This is a genomic window from Paenibacillus sp. GCM10027627, assembly GCF_042675505.1.
GTDB lineage: Bacteria > Bacillota > Bacilli > Paenibacillales > Paenibacillaceae > Pristimantibacillus.
Genome location: NZ_JBHTHB010000001.1, coordinates 1,112,186 through 1,130,161 on the forward strand (window position 1 = coordinate 1,112,186; position 17,976 = coordinate 1,130,161).

Here is a 17,976-nt window from a genome sequence, read left to right on the forward strand (position 1 = left end):
CAGTCAGCTAATGTTTAAGATAACCATTGTGCCATCTGTACATATAACGGGATGCCTATGATGAGGTTGAACGGGAAGGTTATGCCAAGCGACATCCCTAAATATACGGACGGGTTCGCTTCCGGGATGGACGTTTTGAGCGCGGCGGGCGCGGCGATATAAGAGGCGCTCGCCCCAAGCACGCCCATAAGTGCGGCTCCGCCGGTCGACAAGCCGCACAGCCCGCCGATCAGTACTCCCATCGCTCCAAATGCAAGCGGCATAACGATCCCCATCACAATCGGCTTAAAGCCATATTGCTTTAATTCGGAGAGGCGCTCTCCGGCTGCCAGTCCCATGCCAAGCAGAAAGATCATCAGCACGCCGGGATACAGATCGATAAAAAGCGGCTTCACCATCGGCATTCCCTGTTGCCCTATCGCTAGACCGACCAGCAGCGCTCCTAGCAGCAGCAAGATGCTTTTGCCAAACAGACTTTCCCTTATGACATGGGGGTCGATGCGGGGCTTGCCGCCAAATCCTCCCGAAGCTACGATGCCAAGCGCATAGCTGGAGCGCTGCGCTCCGGATTCCTTGGTCCGAAGCCAGCCCAAGATCAATAAAGAAATAAAGATGGCCGGACTCTCCATTAATACGACCATAGCCCCCATGAACCCTTCGAAAGCGATGCCTGCATGACCAAGAAAGGCGACCGCGGCTCCGTAGGTAACAATGCTGACCGAACCGTAGGTAGCAGCAAGCGCCGCCGCGTTATTGCGGTCAAACCCCAGCTTTCTAGCTAGTCCAAAAGTTGCGATTGGGATTAAGGCGCCTAACAGCAGCGCCCCCCCAATTGGCCGCGCCAGCGTATTCCAGTCGTATTTGGACAGCTCCATCCCGCCTTTAAGACCAATTGCCGCAAGCAAATAGATGCTAAGCGAATCGCTGAGCGCCTGCGGAAACTTTAAATCCGACTTCACCAATACGGCGACCAGACCCAGCGCGAAAAACAAAACAGCGGGCGACAGCAGGTTTTGAACTACAATTTCATACATCACATTTCCTCCTCCATATTTTAGGCAACAAAAAACCGGAAACGTTCGAACTCGCGCCTCCCTTTACTTTAAGGACGCCGCCATTCGACTATTTCCGGTTTAGGTGAAACCGACTCTTTAAAGCGAGCCTTTCTCACGATCTGCCGATGTTATTTCATTGAGTCTGCCAAAATGCTATTGAGCGATAAACGCCGCTTCTAAATTGTCAGCCATCATCAGAACGATAACTCGTTCGCCCGTTCTTGTGCTGACATCGGTATGAAAGCTGATCACTTTCGATCCCGTCAGTCCGGCGAGCAGTTCTTTCAGCTCGCTGTTGCCGGATTCGATCAGGTCGGCGCGAATTTTTTTGATCGACAGCATGCCGTCCAGCGTTTTGGCCAAGTTGCGCTCTGCCGGCGTCAAAATGCCGTGAAGAACGATAACGATCATATTGCGGATAATATCCGTCTTCACCGATACGGGCCCGCGTCCCAAATATTCTTTCTCCCACTGCGTAAGCGCGCGGCTAATTTTATCTTCCAGCTCGCCCTTTGAACTTGCCATATTCCCTGCCTCCCAACCGACTCCATAAAAAAACGGCATATTTCATTGGAGCGGTCTCCAAAAAATATGCCGAATTATCCATTGCTTCATTATGCCGGAGTTGTTGCCTTTTCATACGGCCATCCCACCGGATAGCGATATGCTAAAGCGCTGCCTGCATCATGATCTCGCAAGATCGCTCGGAGCTTATTACAGTACATAATAGAGTTTGCTCCGCTCTCTTGTCAAGCTATTTTTAACGGTAGAGACTCACTTTTCCGATACAGCCCTTCATTGGCTTCAGCCGCTAAAGAGCATATAGCTTCAGCAGTCCCTCTGTCGTTTCGAGCTCCTTCAGCTCCTCTTCATTCAGCAGCCCTTTTTCTTTCCAGCAGGCTATACATTTTTCCTCTGTGTCGCACTTATGGGCTTCAGGACAAGTATAGCAATATTTGATCATCTTTTCGGTGACGATGTTGTATTTGTTCGTTTCCGTCATAAAGCATGACCTCCTATTAATCGTTCTATTATTTATAAAAGAACAGATCGATTTCCCGCCGGGCATTGTCTACCGAATCGGAGCCGTGAATGATGTTTTCTTCCACATCGAGGCCAAAGTCTCCACGGATCGTACCGGGCGGCGCTTCAGCGGGGTTCGTCGGACCGATCAGCGACCGCGAGCATTGCACGGCATTTCTTCCCTCGACAATTAGAGCCAACACGGGACCCGAAGTAATATAGGCGACCAGCTCTTCAAAAAAAGGCTTCTGTCTCAGATGGCCGTAATGAGTTTCGGCGATTTCTCTTTCGATGGACTTGAGCTCCGCCCGGATGACGCTCAGCCCTTTTTTCTCGAACCGGCTCACGATTTCACCGATTAAGCCGCGCCGAACGCCATCGGGCTTAATCATTACAAACGCTTTTTCAGACATTGCAAGCCACCTCCTTTCTATTTACATACGGCAAATTTCTTTCGGGCAATTTTCGCAATGGCATACATTGCGGAGATAGTCGAAATCAGAGATGACGATATGCCCGTTCTCATAAGCTACGACGCCGTCCTTTTTCAAGTCGCTCAGCATCCGGTTAACGCTTTCCCGAGTGGCGCCGATCATATCGGCCAGTTCCGTATTGCTTATTTTGAGATCGATCCAAATGGTTTTGCCTCTTTGCTCTCCGTAAGAGTTGCTTAACCGGATAAGCAAGGAGCATAACGCCCCGGTTTTGCCAAACATCATCAAATCGCGAAACTTGGATTGCGTCAATCGGTGCATAAGCCCCATCCACTTCATAAACTCAATGGACAAATCGCTGTTTTGCCATAGCAGAGCTTCGAGGTCTTTACGCTGAATGACTCCGACCGTGGCGTCCTCCAGCACCTCCGCGCTGAAGCTGTGCACAGAATCGTGAAACGGGTCCATCTGGCCTAGCAAATCCCCTTGCTGATGCAAATACAACGTCAATGCACGCCCGGTATCCGCAGACTTGGTCGTCCTAACCCGGCCTTTCATGACAAAATATAAATGGCTCGCGGGGTCGCCTTCCCAAAACAGCGTAGATCCCTTCTCAGCCTGCCTAATATACATAATGCTTTTTAGCTTTTCAAAGCTTTCCATGGACAGCACGGGCGCAAGCCCTTCCAGTTGCCTCGCGTTTGTTCCCATTTCGCCACTCTCCCCAAGGACCTTACTTATGTCTTCATCATACCTCGGCGAGAGCAGCGGAAACATCGGGGGGCTCACTGATTTTGGAGGGAAAAATCCCCTATTTCATGGAGTCGTTAACAGGGGCAAGACACTTGCTTTCGGGCCGCTTCAATCATTTGCCTTGCACGCAACATTTCCCGTTCCGTCGGTTCCTGCACGCCTTCTAGCGGATATTCCCGTCCAAGCTGCCTCCATTTGTAAACGCCCATCCGATGGTAAGGCAGCAGCTCCAGCTTCTCAACATTTTCGAGCTTCCCAAGGAACGTCCCAAGCTGCGCCAAATCGCTCGCTTCATCGTTTACACCTGGAATAAGAACATGCCGGATCCATACGGGCTGTTTTTTCGCCGACAGCCATTCCGCAAATGCCAAAATACGATCATTCGGTTGAGAAGTGAGCCGCTCATGCTTCGCTCGGTCGAGCTGCTTCAAATCCAATAAAACGAGATCGGTATATTGGATCAGCTCCTCGGCATGAGTGGGCTCGCAAAAGCCGGAGCTGTCAAGCGCCGTGTGCAGGCCATACTTTTCCTTGCACGCCTTAAACAGCTCGGCGACGAAGGGAGCCTGTAGCGTCGGCTCTCCTCCTGTCACCGTAATGCCGCCTCCCGACGCCTCATAGTAAGGCAAGTATGGCTCCAGCTCTCGCAAAATATCGTCGACCGTCACATGACGGCCTCCCGCTGTGTCCCATGTATCTGGATTGTGGCAAAATTGGCATTGCAGCGCGCAGCCCTGCATAAACAACACAAAGCGTATGCCCGGACCGTCGACGGTGCCGAACGTTTCAATGGAATGAATCCGCCCTTTCATGCGGCTCACGCTCCTTTCCTTGCACTAGCCGCAACTTAAATTTCCCCGTGGAACGTACGACTGATGACATCTAGCTGCTGTTCTCTCGTCAGCTTAATAAAGTTGACCGCATACCCCGATACACGAATCGTGAGCTGTGGATACTGCTCGGGATGCTCCATCGCATCCATCAGTTGCTCGCGGTTGAATACGTTGACGTTGAGATGGTGACCGCCGCTATGCGCATAACCGTCCAGCATGGCGGATAAGTTGGCAAATCGGTCGGGCGCTTCTTTGCCAAGCGCTCTCGGCACGATGGAGAATGTGTTCGAGATGCCGTCCAGACTGTCCGCGTAAGGAAGCTTTGCGACGGAAGCAAGCGAGGCGAGAGCCCCTTTCCGGTCGCGGCCATGCATCGGATTGGCGCCCGGCGCAAACGGCTCGCCGGATTTGCGGCCGTCCGGCGTGCTGCCGGTTTTTTTGCCATAAACGACGTTGGAAGTAATCGTAAGCACCGACATCGTTGGGATAGCGCCCCTATATGCTTTATGCTTCCGTAGACGGTTCATAAAGCCTTTCGTAAGTTCGACCGCAATGTCGTCTACTCGATCGTCATTGTTGCCGTATTGCGGATATTCGCCTTCAATTTCAAAATCGACCGCGATGCCTTGTTCATTACGTATCGGCTTCACTTTGGCATGTTTGATCGCGCTTAAGGAATCCGCCACCACCGACAAACCGGCAATGCCGCAAGCCATCGTTCGAACGATATCACGGTCGTGCAGCGCCATTTCGATTCGTTCATAGCAATACTTGTCGTGCATGTAGTGAATGACATTTAGCGTGTTCATATAAAGTCTCGCCAGCCAATCCTGCACGAGATCGAACTTCGCTATCACTTCCTCGTAATCCAGCACTTCCGATTCGATAGGTGCGATTGCGGGACCTACTTGCGCCCCCGACTTTTCGTCCAATCCGCCGTTAATGGCGTATAACAGCGCTTTGGCGAGGTTCGCCCGCGCTCCAAAAAACTGCATTTGCTTGCCGATCCGCATAGCGGAGACGCAGCAGGCAATTCCGTAATCATCGCCGAAATGAGGCCTCATCAGATCGTCGTTTTCATATTGAATCGAGCTTGTTTCTGCCGAGACGCGCGCGCAATACCGTTTGAAAGCTTCCGGCAGCCTCGGCGACCAGAGCACGGTCAAGTTCGGCTCCGGTGCAGGACCGAGATTGTAGAGCGTATGCAGGAAGCGGAACGAGCTTCGCGTCACGCGCGGTTTGCCGTTCAGTCCCATGCCGCCAAGCGCTTCCGTCACCCAAGTCGGATCGCCGCTGAACAATTCGTTATAGTCAGGCGTCCGAAGAAATTTGACGATGCGCAGCTTCATAACGAAATGGTCGACCAGCTCCTGCGCTTCCATCTCCGTCAGAACGCCTTCCTTCAAATCCCGCTCCATGTAAATATCCAGGAAGCTGGAGACGCGCCCGAGGCTCATCGCCGCTCCGTTCTGCTCTTTAATCGCCGCGAGGTAGGCAAAATAAAGCCACTGCACCGCCTCCTTCGCATTCGCCGCAGGCGTAGAGATGTCGAAGCCGTAAAAGGCGGCCATCGTCTTCAGCTCGGTCAAGCTGCGAATTTGCTCGGAGAGCTCTTCTCGCAACTGAATAACCTCCTCCAGTATGGCGTCTACTTCCAACTGGAGCAGCTCCTCATTTTTGGCTTCGATCAGCCGGTCTACCCCGTATAAAGCCACTCGCCTGTAGTCGCCGATAATACGGCCGCGGCCGTAAGCGTCAGGCAAGCCGGTAATAATGCCCGCTTTGCGCGCTGCGCGCATCTCGGTCGTATAAGCGTCGAAAACGCCTTGGTTATGCGTTTTGCGAATGGTTGTAAACAGCTCCTCCAGTACAGGAGAGAGGCGGTAACCGTATGCTTCGCATGCGTCAGCCGCCATCCGAATGCCTCCAAACGGCTGAACGGCACGCTTCAGCGGAGCGTCAGTCTGGAGGCCGACGATTTTTTCCTTCGCCTGGTCGATATAACCCGGCTCATGGGCGGTTATGGTTGACACCGTATGAACATCGATATCATGAACGCCGCCTCTTTCCCGCTCCTCTTTCAACAACTCGCTAACCTGCTCCCATAACGCCACCGTATCTTCCGTAGGTTCAGCCAGGAAGCTTTCGTTGCCTTCATAAGGGGTCAAATTTCGTTCAATAAAAGAAGGGACGTCGATCCCTTTTTGCCAGCTGCCGGGTTTAAAGCCCCGCCAAGGAGCGGGCCCATCCGGCTTTGCTATGCGCTCCATCATTTCCTTTTCCTTCATAGCCATCTTCGTGCACCTCCATATTGAAATATATACAGCTTTCATGGTCAGGATTGAGGCAGCTTCGTCCCTATGGAATGACCCGCAAGCCTGTCATAATCCTCTTTCGTCCTCAGCGAATGAACGAACCTGCCGTCAATTCCAGCCCCTGTCAGCGTCGACTCCTCTACCTTCCGCCAATTGAGCGCATTCAGCAGTGCCGTTTTGCTGAAATAGCCGCTTTTCAGCAGCTTTTCGATGCGGGCGGCGGCTCCTACTCGGTTAAAAATAGCATGTAAAGGGTAGGCTCCACTCTTCATGCAAGGAATGACAGCGTCGATTCCTTCCCGCATATGCGTATTGAGATAGCGGGCGGCCTCCGCTGAAGGGAATGGCATATGGCATCCCAACAGCCAAACCCGGTCATATTTGGACAAAGCTAGTCCCGCATGCATGCCGCTCAGCAGCCCTTTGCCTACAAAATAATCGGTAATGATGCGAATATCCCGGTCAACGGTTCGGAGAAAAGGGCGCGGATCGTTCGTCACGATTGTAATTTCGCTGCAGCATCGTCCCATTTCGCGAATTTGCCGTTCAATCAACGTTTCGCCTTCCATCACGAGGAAAGCCCGATTTACGCCATTCATGCTGAGGTGATCTCCGCCTGCCAAAATAACGCCTGACATCATGGTTATCGCTCCTCCCGTTTTGGACGATAAATAGGGCCGCCGGCCGACAGAGCCGGCAGCCCATACGCCCCTGTTAAAATCTGCCGTAGAAGGCGTTCCGGTAAACGTCCGCAAGTTCAGCAACTAAAGGCATGCGCGGGTTCGCCGTTGTACATTGATCCTCAAACGCGCGATCCGCCAAATAATCGACCTTCGTTTCAAAATCGGCGGGTTCCACTCCGACATCCTGGAACTTTTCCGGAATGCCGAGCGATTGATTCAGCTTGCGGATCGCGTCGATGAGGCTGTTCACCCCTTCCGCCGTTGTCCGTGCCGGCAGCCCCAGCATTTTCGCAATTTCCGCATACCGCTCGTCGGCGATAAAATGTCCGTATTTCGGGAACGAAGCGAACTTGGTCGGCTTTTGCGAATTGTACCGAATGACGTGAGGCATCAAAATCGCATTGGTGCGTCCATGCGCCGTATGATATTCTCCGCCCCATTTGTGCGCAAGACTGTGGTTGATGCCCAAAAAGGCGTTTGCAAATGCCATTCCGGCAATAGTCGAAGCATTATGCATTTTTTCGCGCGCCAGCGGATCGCCCGTATGGTACGAGTTTTCGAGATGCTGGAAAACGAGACGAATGGCATGAAGCGCAAGTCCATCCGTATAATCGCTCGCCATCACCGAAACATAAGATTCAATGGCATGAGTGAGCACATCCATTCCCGTGTCCGCCACCGCCGTTTTTGGCAAGCTGTATACGTAATCGGGATCGATAATGGCCACATCCGGCGTCAGCTCGTAATCCGCCAGCGGATATTTCGTATGGCCTTCCTTCTTATCCGTAATGACGGCGAAGGACGTCACTTCCGAGCCCGTGCCTGACGTCGTTGGGATCGCAACAAATTTGGCCTTTTCGCCGAGTCTTGGGTATTTGTACACGCGCTTGCGGATGTCGAGAAACTTTTGCTTCAGCGAATGGAAATCGGTATCGGGATATTCATAGAACAGCCACATCGCTTTTGCCGCATCCATCGGCGAGCCGCCGCCAAGTGCAATAATGCAATCCGGCTTAAAGCTTTCCATCATCTTAGTGCCGCGCTGAACCGTCTCTACGGATGGATCGGGCTCAACGTCGGAAAACACTTCAATCGCAACCGGGGTTGTACGTTTCCGCAAATAATAGTCCAGCTTGTCGACGTACCCCAGCTTCACCATCATCTCGTCCGTCACAACAAGAATGCGGGAGATGTCGGGCATTTTCTCCAAATATTGCGTAGCGCCTTTTTCAAAATAAATTTTCGGCGGAATCTTAAACCACTGCATGTTGACCGTCCGGTAAGCGACACGCTTGACGTTTAGCAAATTGACGGCCGTTACGTTGGAGGTGGTCGAGTTATGGCCGTACGAACCGCAACCTAGTGTAAGCGACGGCAGGTTCGTATTGTATAGGTCGCCTATCGCTCCATGTGTCGAAGGAGAATTGACGATGACCCTGCCCGTTTTGAGCCGATCCGAAAAGGCTTGAATCGCTTTTTCGTTGCGGGAGTGAATGACCGAAGAATGGCCCAGGCCGCCAAATGCGACCACTTCGGCTGCCCGCTCGATGCCTTGCTCTACCGTTTTCACTTTGTAGCAAGCAAGCACGGGACTAAGCTTTTCGGCGGACAGCGGGAATGCCGGTCCCACTCCGCCAAGCTCCGCGACAAGAATTTTAGTATCTTGCGGAACTTGCACGCCCGCAAGCTCCGCTATTTTGACAGCGGGCTGGCCGACAATCGCACCGTTGACGGCGCATTTGTCGCTTTGAATGACAAGCTTGGATACCGCCTCCGTTTCGGATTTGTTGAGGAAGTAGCAGCCGTTTTCTTTCATCAGCTTGCGCACCCCGTCGTACACGGCCTCCTCAATGATGACCGCTTGCTCCGAAGCGCAAATCATTCCGTTGTCGAACGTTTTGGATAAAACCAAATCCGTTACCGCCTGCTTTAAATCGGCGGATTGTTCAATGAAGCACGGCACGTTGCCCGGTCCGACGCCAAGCGCCGGCTTGCCAGTGCTGTAAGCGGACTTTACCATCGACGCCCCGCCAGTCGCCAGAACAAGCGCCACATCGGGATGGTTCATCAAGCTTTGGGTCGCCTCTACGGACGGTGCTTCGATCCACTGAATGCAATGACTTGGCGCACCGTTTGCGACAGCCGCATCCAGAAGCGTTTTGGCCGATGCCGCGCTGCATTTTTGAGCGGAGGGATGGAAAGCGAATATGATCGGATTACGCGTCTTCACGGCAATCAAAGCTTTAAACATTGTGGTCGACGTCGGATTCGTTACCGGGGTCACTCCGGCAATAATGCCGACCGGCTCGGCTACTTTCCGATAGTTTTCATAGACGTTCTCTTCAATAACGCCAACTGTTTTGTCCGACTTAATGCTGTGATAAATGTATTCCGTTGCAAAAATGTTTTTTGTTATCTTATCTTCGTATACTCCGCGTCCCGTTTCTTCAACGGCCATTTTGGCGAGTACCATATGCTGATCGAGACCGGCGAGCGCCATCGCTTGCACGACACGGTCGACATCCTCCTGCGTCATCTCCATAAATGCTTCCCTAGCTGCTTTTGCACGGGATACGAGACGATCCACTTCTTCGCTTGCCGAATATTTCAAATCGACTGCCTTGTCTTTAACGGCCATAAGCTCCTCCTTCTTGGAGATCCGGTTTGGAAGAGTGGAATCTCCTTTATGCCTTCATCATATCGAATGGAATGGAAGAAATCGGTGATATTTATCACACTTGAATGAAAACTATGAAAGTTATGAAAATTACGAAAACAGGTAGTCCATGTCCGTTAAAATGTCGTCCGCCAGCGGAAAAATAAGTTCTTCTTCCATTTGAAAATGGCCCGTTAAAATGAGACAGCCTTGCGTAAGCTGGTCGCAGCCTTCCTTAAGCAATTTCATAAGCGCCGCGTCCGGCCTTCCCTTTTCAAGCTGCAAAAGGCCAATCAGCGTCCGGCTCGTCTGCAAAAACGATTCAAAAAATTGAACCGCCAGCTCATGATCCTTCTCCAGCACCCACATCGACGGCAAAATCGTCGGCTCTTCTTTTCGCTTATAATATCTTGTGAAAATAGGAAACAGCTCTTCATCCTCCCATTTGGCGTGGCAGGACAAGTCGAGAAGCAGTTCCTCCGCCTTGGCCCGCAGCTCTTTGAGAGAACGCAACGAGCCTTCCGCTCCATGGCGTGCAGCCGTTTGCGCGCTAAGCTCGCTCAGTAAGCTGCATTTTAGTTTGAGCTGCTCATGCTCCTCCTGCAATCGGATAGCCAACTGCATAAAAGCGCTTGGTCTTGCGGAATCAATAGGATCCAGCTTCACCGTTTTGGTCGGTGTTTGAAACATCGTCTCCACCTCCATTTGTATGCATGCAACATCATTGTCCCCTGTAGTATAAGGGAGCGGCCCGCTTCCATCTGTGACTTTGGTCACCGCCAGCATCAAATTGAAGGTTAATAAATCGCCAAATGTTCAATGCAAAAAACAAAAGAAACCCGACGTCATAACAACTGTGACCCGCCAAAGGCACTTTTTTTCAAAGTGTCTATTTTACGGGTCACAGGTTTATAATGACGAGGGTTTCCTTAAAATCCTTAAAATTTTAAGCTCCCGCATATGCGGAAACTCTTTATGAAGCGTAATCATGAAACTTAGCAAACCTATCTATCAAAGTATGGCCATATCGTAGGAAACGATTATTCTCTCGCAAATCCTATCTTTATTTCTTTACTTCCGTTTCGTTCACAATGCGGCCATGAACCGGCTGCACGGGACGATGATTATCCGGGAAAATAGTTTGGAACGCTCTGATTTGAGCCTTCGACATTTGGATCGGCTCCTCCAAAACCGTCCACTTGACGCCTTCGCTGCATGGAGGAGTCGTCAGCGAGCCCTGATAACGATAGGCATCCAAGTCGCCAGGCAAAATCTTGTTCAGCTCAATTGGCGATTTCAGAGCAAGATCGGTTGACGTTTGGGTTTTTGGAAGTTTGGACCATAGTTCTCCCAAAGCGGCATTCGCTTTGCCTTCCTTAATCAGCACGCCCAATACGGCAAGATTGCCCTCTAAGCTTTTGTGCACCAAATGAAGCTCAAGCGGCGATGATTTCCCGTTTATTTCATGTTCGCTAGGTGTATGGAAATGGAACTGAGCAAGCGTATAGGCTTTGCCGCCAATCGTAAGCTGGTTTGCGGTAGACGCCGTGTTGGCTTGAATCGTATGACCATTGTGGCCGAATGTGAACGCTGTCGTTTTGTATTGTACTTTTACCTTTTCGTTGGCACCGCTTTCATTTGCCTGAAACGTTTTGATATTGATCGGAGATTGCTCTTTTCCCGTCTTGCATGCCGCATAATCTGGACTAAGATCGCCCCAATGCCCGGGCCCTGTACTGCCCTCGTAAGACCAATGAGGTGAACCCACTTCGCTTTTAGTAGCGGACGGTTCAGCGTAAACAATGGCCGAAGCTGATAAAGCCAGCAATACGGCACCTGTCAATACTTTGGCTATGCGTTTTGGCATACGTCAATCCATCTCCTCTTTAAAAGTTGATTGTATAACGGCATACGCTATTAAACTTGCTCCCTCCTTTCCAATCATTTCTATCAGATTACCATACTGGAAATAAATAGATTAAAAAGACAAATATTGATCATTTAGTTCATAAACTTCATGTGCTTGTCGAATTCTCTCTCTTTCATTTTGCATGAAGCCCAAACAAAAAAACACCGGTTTATCCCCGATGTTTTGTTCGCTTCTATGAGAATGGCCGGCGAGAGCCCAGGCTTACAAATGCGAAAACTTGGAAAACATTTTGCTATACCGTTTCTCGAGCCCTTTGGAGGTCATATGGAAGCCAATAATTAATAGAACATAAGATGCAAGCGGCGCATAAAAAATCCAGCGGTTGGAGTAAAAGCTCATTCTCGATTGTCCGATCAAACCGCCCCACTCATTCGATCTACTATGGAATTCGGGAGGGCTCGGATACATCTCCGTACCGCCTACAAAAATTTGAAATAGTGCTAATTGGCCGAACAGCGCTAAAATCAGCATAATTTCATTAACGAGCAAAATAAGGAAGCTCTCCTTCAAATGCGGCAGCAGATGGGAGCGAATAATCGTCCATTTTCCCGCCCCTAGCGATTGGGAAGCTGTGACGTACTGCTTCTCGCGCAAAATAAGCGTTTTGGCCTTTACCGTTGAAGCGATGGACGGAATTCCGATCACCAAAAGCACAACCGCCAGCAGCATCGACATCGTAAATGTGGAAGCTGCCGGATTAATGGAAATGCCTATCATCAGCAGCCATACGATCAGAAAGATCGGTATGCCGTTAAGCATGCTCCAAATGGCCGGTCCGCTTTTTTTGTCCCGGTCTGGCTCTTTCCCGTAAATGCCGGCAATCATGCCGATTAGTCCGCCGATCAACACTCTAGCAGCAGCGATGCCAATCGACAGCAAAACGGTATATTTTGCACCGTGCAAAAGTTTGGTCAGCATATCATAGCCGTTTTTATCCGTCCCAAGGGGATATTCCGCTCTAGGGGCGGCAGGAGGCGCGACGTATTCCCCTTCCCCGTTTTTATCGATAACATATTCAATTTTAATGCGATGATCGATAGCGTGCGGCGCGAGAAGCGGGCCAAAAATGGCGATTAAAATCATGGAGACAATAATAACCAGACCGGCAATTAACGTTTTGTTCATCTCTGAAACACCTTCCCAAGCAGGAATAGAAATACTCTAAGCACTGCGTATCCGATTCCATACAAAACCATAAAGGACAACAGCCCGTTTACGATAATGTCATATTGAAAATAACCGTCGACAAAAGCGTTCGTAAAAATAAGCATCGAAATGCCATTGTTATTGAATAAATATTCCACTATAAACAAATTGCCGAGCAAAATGCCCATCAGCTTATGTAAATCTCCTTTTATATAAGGCAGCACATTTGGCAATGCATGGTAGAAAATAATATAAGATTTGCTTAAACCGCGAGCTTTGGCGTTGCTTATGTAGTCCTCCGTCAAAGTCAGTTTCATTTGCATGGCCACGTTACGAATCATATAATTGGCCGGCACCAAAACCATCGCAATGATAGGCAGCACAATAGCTGGATCGTCAGAAGTGAGCGTAGCCACTTCAAAAATAACAATTCCCGTTTCCGAAGCAATAAACACCACCGCAAACTGCATCATCAAAATGAGAATAAAATCCGGCAGCGAGCCTACCAAATCAACGATGCTTTTCATCCACCTTGAGTTGGAAATCGCAAAATAAATACCAGCAAAAATGCCGATGAACGTTCCCAGAAGGCCACCCGCTATTACATAGATAAACGAAATGCGAAAATAAAAACCGATTTCCTCCCAAAAATTAAATTCGTTTTTCCCGATAAAAAAGCGAAACGAATCTCCCGTCCCGATTCCCGAAAAATATTGCTTGATATGCCAAAATCCCGTTTTCCAGGAAAGATGAATCGAGTTGCCGTCCGGACCGAATTGAAGCACAACGGGCATCATGGCAAAAAATAGAACAAATATTAGAATAGCCGGTAAAATCAAAGTCATTTGCACAGCTTTGGACACGTTGAACTTCCTTTCCGCTGGTAGAGTTGAATTGAATCTATTATAGCTCCAACCTAACTCTTCTTGTAAGTCCAAAAATTTACATTAAAAAACTTACCGAGCACATGCCTCCCCGGTAAGCTTATGAAGAAGAGATTTCATCCCATTTTACGTAAAGGATTCCGTTTTCTCTAGTTGACGTTTGCCTTTCAGCCGTTCGGAACGGTATAGCCTTGTCATTGTAATCGACAACAAACAAATAACGGAGCAGCAAATAAACATGAAGCGGAGGGACGATGCGTCGGCAAGCGGCCCCATCGCAAGAGCGCCAAGCGAAAATCCCAAGTCTGCCGCTCCTATAAATAAACCTAGCAAAAAGCCTCTCGCATGGGAAGGAACGTTAAACGACACAAACGTCAATAAGGCGGGATAAAGCATAGCAAACGCTATTCCGTTGAATACGGCGGCCAGAAGCAGAAAGGGCCATTCGGCGGAGAGACTGAGCAGAAGGGTCCCGGCTGCCGCCATCAAGCCCATGGAGCAAACGATCGCTTTGGGAGCACGACCGTCGGAAGGAATACGTTTGCGGCCAAAAAAGCGGCAACCAACCAAAACGAGAGTTTGAACCAAAAAGTAGCTGCTGCCCCATGCCGATTGCTTTTCCGTCAAATAAAGCGGCAAAAAAGTGAATATAGCGCCGTTAGCAATGGACATAAGCAGCATGATAAGCGAGGAAACAAGCAAACTTCTATTCCTCCACAAGCCGGAGTGGCTGACATGCTCCTGCTCCTCTTGTCTCCCCCCTCCACCGCCCTCTACAGCGGATGGCCGCTTCTTCGTTATGATGACGAAAAAAGCAAAGGCAACATTCAAAGCAGCCATCGCGACAAAGCTCCACAACATTCCGGTCATCGGGATCGAATCTTTTAATGCAAGCGCAACTGCGGGGCCAAAGGTGGAAGGGATCATCGTAGCGAGCGAGTATAACGAAAGTCCCTGCCCTCGAACTTTGTCCGACAGCAAATCAATGGTCATAATTTCCATTGCCGTCGAAAAAAAGGCGGCCACTATGCCTTGCACAAGACGCACAAGACCAAACATCCATAAACTAGGGAAAAAGTATCCAAGCAAAGAGAAGGCAAATACACAAAGCACGATTGAAAAAATACGCTGCGCCCCAAATCGGTCAATCCATTTTCCGGCAACGGGGCGTGCCGCCATCGAGGCGAGCATCGTCACGCCCATAATGAGTCCGATATCCGTTTTGGTGGCGTCCAGCGACGCGGCATAAAAGGGGATGACCATCAAAACCATATACACGACGGCATAAAATAAAATGGTAATGGCGTAAATCTTAAGCGCCTGTGGAGAAAAGGGGTTGCTGCGACTTTCCGGGAATGAGGCTCTGGCCATTTTAACCCGTCAAATCGTTTAAGCTTGGTGAATCGAGCAGCAGCCCAAGCTCAGGCTTGTAATTGGCCGTTTCGATCGGATTGACGCTGTATGGTTCCAGCGCCTCGACTCGTTTCCACATTTCTTGAGGGCTAGTTGAGAGACTAAACGACTTTTCTCTCATCCATTCGTCATTATAAATCGTCGATAAATATCTCTCCCCATTGTCCGAGGCGACACAAACGATTTTTTTGAACGTACCGCTTTGAAGGGCCAGCTTCCATGCGGCCAGCATGCCTGCCCCCGTGGAACCGCCGCACAAAATGCCTTCGTGCTTGGCAAGCACTCTGCACATCATAAACGAATCTTCGTCCGGCACCTTGAATACGGCGTCAATGCGTCCCAAATCGTCGATATTGGCCGGTGTCCAGCTAAGCCCCATACCGGGCAGCATATACGCATGAGGAACTCCGCCAAAAACAGTGGAGCCGATAGCATCAACCGCAATAATGTGGACATGGGGAGCGGCCTCGCGGAAAAAACGTGAAAATCCGCCGATTTGCCCGCCCGTGCTGACGGTCAACACAACAGCATCCAGTTCGCCTTCGCATTGCTCGTACAACTCGGCCGCCGTTTGCCGGTAATGAGCCTCACCATTCAGCAAATTGAAGCATTGGTCAGGTCGGAACGAGTTCCGAATTTCACGGTGCAGTCTATTGGCTAAAGCAATTCTTGTTTTGTGATAGGAGCCGCTGTCGTCCTGCTCCGTGACCACAATCACTTCCGCCCCATACGCCCTCAGCATCGATAGATTGGCGGGAGTCGTCTTCGGATCGACCAATATAATGACACGGTACCCTCTGGCTGCGCCAATCATCGCAAGCGAAATGCCAAAATTGCCTGACGAAGACTCAATAATGGTTCCTCCCGGCTTCAGCCATCCCCGCTTCTCCGCTTCCTTAACGATATAGAGAGCAGGCCTGTCCTTAATGCTCCCTCCCGGGTTCGTCCGCTCCAGCTTCAGCCGGATATCCATCTCTCTCCCTTCTACCAGATTCGTTAGCTGAACAAGCGGAGAGCCTCCCACCGTATCCAAAATCGTTTTCATCAGCGTCCTCCTTTTATGGTTCAATTCAAATCTAACTTAACATAAAGCCCATTGGGACAAATGACCATTTCGAGCTATAAAATCAAATTTTATGCATAAAAAAAGATATCGTCTCCGGCGGGGCGATTCGCCGAATTCGATATCTTTTTGACATCAACCGTTAATTCAACATCTTGTACCAATAAAGGGCAATCTCATCGGAAGACTTCCCCAAATTTTTGTAAAGGAATAAATCAAAGCCTCCTAAAACAAATCCGCAGCTTTCGTAGAACTTGCAAGCTTTCAAATTGTTGTTTTGCGTTTCGAGAGCGACGCCCGGCATACCGCCTGCCAGCGCCCATTTCTCCGCTTGCTCCATAAGCTTTCGTCCGATCCCGGCTCTCCTGTATCTCTTATCCACTTTTATATCTTCTATATAGGCAAAATGATTCCAATTCCGTTTAAGTCTAATTTGACCTGCCGGGTGCTCATCCGCAAAAGCTTTGAAAATAACGGAATCCGAGCTGTAGCCATTCCGGTTTTCCTCCAAGCTTTCATCCGATTCGTCATCCTCATAACTTTTGATATAAAATTCTACCTTATGAGTGGTATATGCGATGCTCTCTCCCGAAAAATAGGGAATTAAAATAGAATCCACAACAAAACTGTCGTCAATGTCAATGACATGTTCATGATCGCTCTCCGTCATTTCTATTATCGAAACTTCCATCATCAAAAGCTCCTTTATTTGTTTACCCCCCATTCTAGACGAAACGCAGCAACTTCTCAATTTCATCCATTTGCGATTTGGAAAGCGGGCCGAATGAGATGGCATCGGCGAGCTCTTCCACTTGTTTTGTCGTTTTGAAGCCTGGAATCGGAATGGCCGCGTTGCTTCTTCCCCATATCCAAGCGAGCGCTCCCTGCACAAGCGTCCGTCCGTCGCTGCCAAGCAGCTCCTTAACGGCATTCAACTTCTCTAAGTACTCCGGAGACGGCTTGCCATCTTTAAAATAAGTGACCCATTCATGGCTGCTGCCGCGTACATCGGAGTCCGGCAGCTTGGAATTCTGGTTAAACTTACCGCTTAGGAGCCCCATCGCAAGCGGCGAATTGTTAATGCTCGACAATCCATACCGCTCGCAAACAGACACCATCTGCTCTTCGTTTCTTAGGACGTTAAGCGTATGCTGAATCGCTACCGCTTTCGATCGTTTAGCAAAGCTTTCAGCCCTTTCCGGGTCCCATGTGCTCCAGCCGTAGCTTCGGATAAGCCCTTCCTGCTGAAGCTCGTTTAAAGTTCCGATAGCGGAATCCATCTCTTCGCCGCTTAATCCACCTGCGTGAATTTGGTAGAGATCGATATAATCGGTCCCGAGATGGCGAAGGGAACGCTCGCATGCATAACGAATATATTCGGGAGATACGTCATGGCGGCCAAATACTTCTTTGGTCAACTCGTTATTTGTATAGCCAAACTTTGTCGCAATGACGACTTGATCCCGTCTGTTTTTGACCGCCTTGCCTAAAATCGCTTCGCTATGCCCTGTCCCGTAAGCATCCGCCGTATCAAAAAAGGTGATGCCTCTATCAATCGCCGCGTGAATGGCACGGATCGATTCCTCATCGTTCACTTCTCCCCAGCCGTCCGGAATGCCGTCTAGCGTGAAAAGCCCACCGATTGCCCAGCACCCGAGTCCAAGCGGACTTACTTCAATGTCGGATTTGCCCAACTTTTTCATTACTGTTTTCATTCCTGTATTCATTTTATATATCCTCCCTTTTCGGATCGCTCGTTTTTCATTATAATCATTCAAATGGCTTGCA

General features: G+C 49.8%; 17 protein-coding genes. All 17 read right to left on the minus strand.

Annotation, left to right across the window (positions count from 1 at the left end; all coding sequences use genetic code 11):
- Positions 1 to 14: 14 nt before the first annotated feature.
- Positions 15 to 1,034, minus strand: a complete 1,020-nt coding sequence (locus ACFQZE_RS05155; protein ID WP_379354334.1) for a sodium-dependent bicarbonate transport family permease — start codon at positions 1,032 to 1,034, stop codon at positions 15 to 17.
- Between the two features lie 174 nt (positions 1,035 to 1,208).
- Positions 1,209 to 1,580 (minus strand): Na-translocating system protein MpsC family protein, encoded by a 372-nt coding sequence (locus ACFQZE_RS05160; RefSeq protein ID WP_379354336.1) that lies wholly within the window; start codon positions 1,578 to 1,580, stop codon positions 1,209 to 1,211.
- Positions 1,581 to 1,866: 286 nt separating this feature from the next.
- Positions 1,867 to 2,058, minus strand: a complete 192-nt coding sequence (locus ACFQZE_RS05165; RefSeq protein ID WP_379354338.1) for a hypothetical protein — start codon at positions 2,056 to 2,058, stop codon at positions 1,867 to 1,869.
- Between the two features lie 28 nt (positions 2,059 to 2,086).
- Positions 2,087 to 2,491: a nucleoside-diphosphate kinase gene (gene ndk / locus ACFQZE_RS05170; protein ID WP_379354340.1), complete on the minus strand. Its 405-nt coding sequence runs from the start codon at positions 2,489 to 2,491 to the stop codon at positions 2,087 to 2,089.
- A gap of 21 nt (positions 2,492 to 2,512) precedes the next feature.
- On the minus strand, positions 2,513 to 3,223 hold the full coding sequence (locus ACFQZE_RS05175; protein WP_379354342.1) for a Crp/Fnr family transcriptional regulator: 711 nt from the start codon (positions 3,221 to 3,223) through the stop codon (positions 2,513 to 2,515).
- 116 nt (positions 3,224 to 3,339) lie between these two features.
- Positions 3,340 to 4,077: a pyruvate formate-lyase-activating protein gene (gene pflA, locus ACFQZE_RS05180; RefSeq protein ID WP_379354344.1), complete on the minus strand. Its 738-nt coding sequence runs from the start codon at positions 4,075 to 4,077 to the stop codon at positions 3,340 to 3,342.
- A 35-nt stretch (positions 4,078 to 4,112) separates the two neighbouring features.
- On the minus strand, positions 4,113 to 6,392 hold the full coding sequence (gene pflB, locus ACFQZE_RS05185) for a formate C-acetyltransferase (RefSeq protein ID WP_379354346.1): 2,280 nt from the start codon (positions 6,390 to 6,392) through the stop codon (positions 4,113 to 4,115).
- Between the two features lie 41 nt (positions 6,393 to 6,433).
- Positions 6,434 to 7,054 (minus strand): molybdenum cofactor guanylyltransferase, encoded by a 621-nt coding sequence (gene mobA / locus ACFQZE_RS05190; RefSeq protein ID WP_379354348.1) that lies wholly within the window; start codon positions 7,052 to 7,054, stop codon positions 6,434 to 6,436.
- Positions 7,055 to 7,127: 73 nt separating this feature from the next.
- Entirely contained in the window at positions 7,128 to 9,734 is a 2,607-nt protein-coding gene (adhE, locus tag ACFQZE_RS05195; protein WP_379354350.1) for a bifunctional acetaldehyde-CoA/alcohol dehydrogenase, read from the minus strand.
- Positions 9,735 to 9,863: 129 nt separating this feature from the next.
- Positions 9,864 to 10,442 (minus strand): hemerythrin domain-containing protein, encoded by a 579-nt coding sequence (locus ACFQZE_RS05200; protein WP_379354352.1) that lies wholly within the window; start codon positions 10,440 to 10,442, stop codon positions 9,864 to 9,866.
- A 373-nt stretch (positions 10,443 to 10,815) separates the two neighbouring features.
- Complete coding sequence (locus ACFQZE_RS05205) at positions 10,816 to 11,619, minus strand: carbonic anhydrase (RefSeq protein WP_379354354.1); 804 nt, start codon at positions 11,617 to 11,619, stop codon at positions 10,816 to 10,818.
- Positions 11,620 to 11,883: 264 nt separating this feature from the next.
- Complete coding sequence (locus ACFQZE_RS05210) at positions 11,884 to 12,807, minus strand: ABC transporter permease (RefSeq protein WP_379354357.1); 924 nt, start codon at positions 12,805 to 12,807, stop codon at positions 11,884 to 11,886.
- On the minus strand, positions 12,804 to 13,691 hold the full coding sequence (locus ACFQZE_RS05215) for an ABC transporter permease subunit (protein WP_379354359.1): 888 nt from the start codon (positions 13,689 to 13,691) through the stop codon (positions 12,804 to 12,806). Before ACFQZE_RS05215 ends, ACFQZE_RS05210 begins: the two co-directional genes overlap by 4 nt.
- 147 nt (positions 13,692 to 13,838) lie before the next feature.
- Positions 13,839 to 15,083, minus strand: coding sequence for a staphylopine family metallophore export MFS transporter CntE (gene cntE / locus ACFQZE_RS05220; RefSeq protein ID WP_379354361.1), 1,245 nt, complete (start codon positions 15,081 to 15,083; stop codon positions 13,839 to 13,841).
- Between the two features lies 1 nt (position 15,084).
- Positions 15,085 to 16,170 (minus strand): PLP-dependent cysteine synthase family protein, encoded by a 1,086-nt coding sequence (locus ACFQZE_RS05225; RefSeq protein WP_379354363.1) that lies wholly within the window; start codon positions 16,168 to 16,170, stop codon positions 15,085 to 15,087.
- A 160-nt stretch (positions 16,171 to 16,330) separates the two neighbouring features.
- Complete coding sequence (locus ACFQZE_RS05230) at positions 16,331 to 16,879, minus strand: GNAT family N-acetyltransferase (RefSeq protein ID WP_379355516.1); 549 nt, start codon at positions 16,877 to 16,879, stop codon at positions 16,331 to 16,333.
- A 34-nt stretch (positions 16,880 to 16,913) separates the two neighbouring features.
- Entirely contained in the window at positions 16,914 to 17,915 is a 1,002-nt protein-coding gene (locus tag ACFQZE_RS05235; protein WP_379354365.1) for an aldo/keto reductase, read from the minus strand.
- Positions 17,916 to 17,976 lie beyond the last annotated feature (61 nt).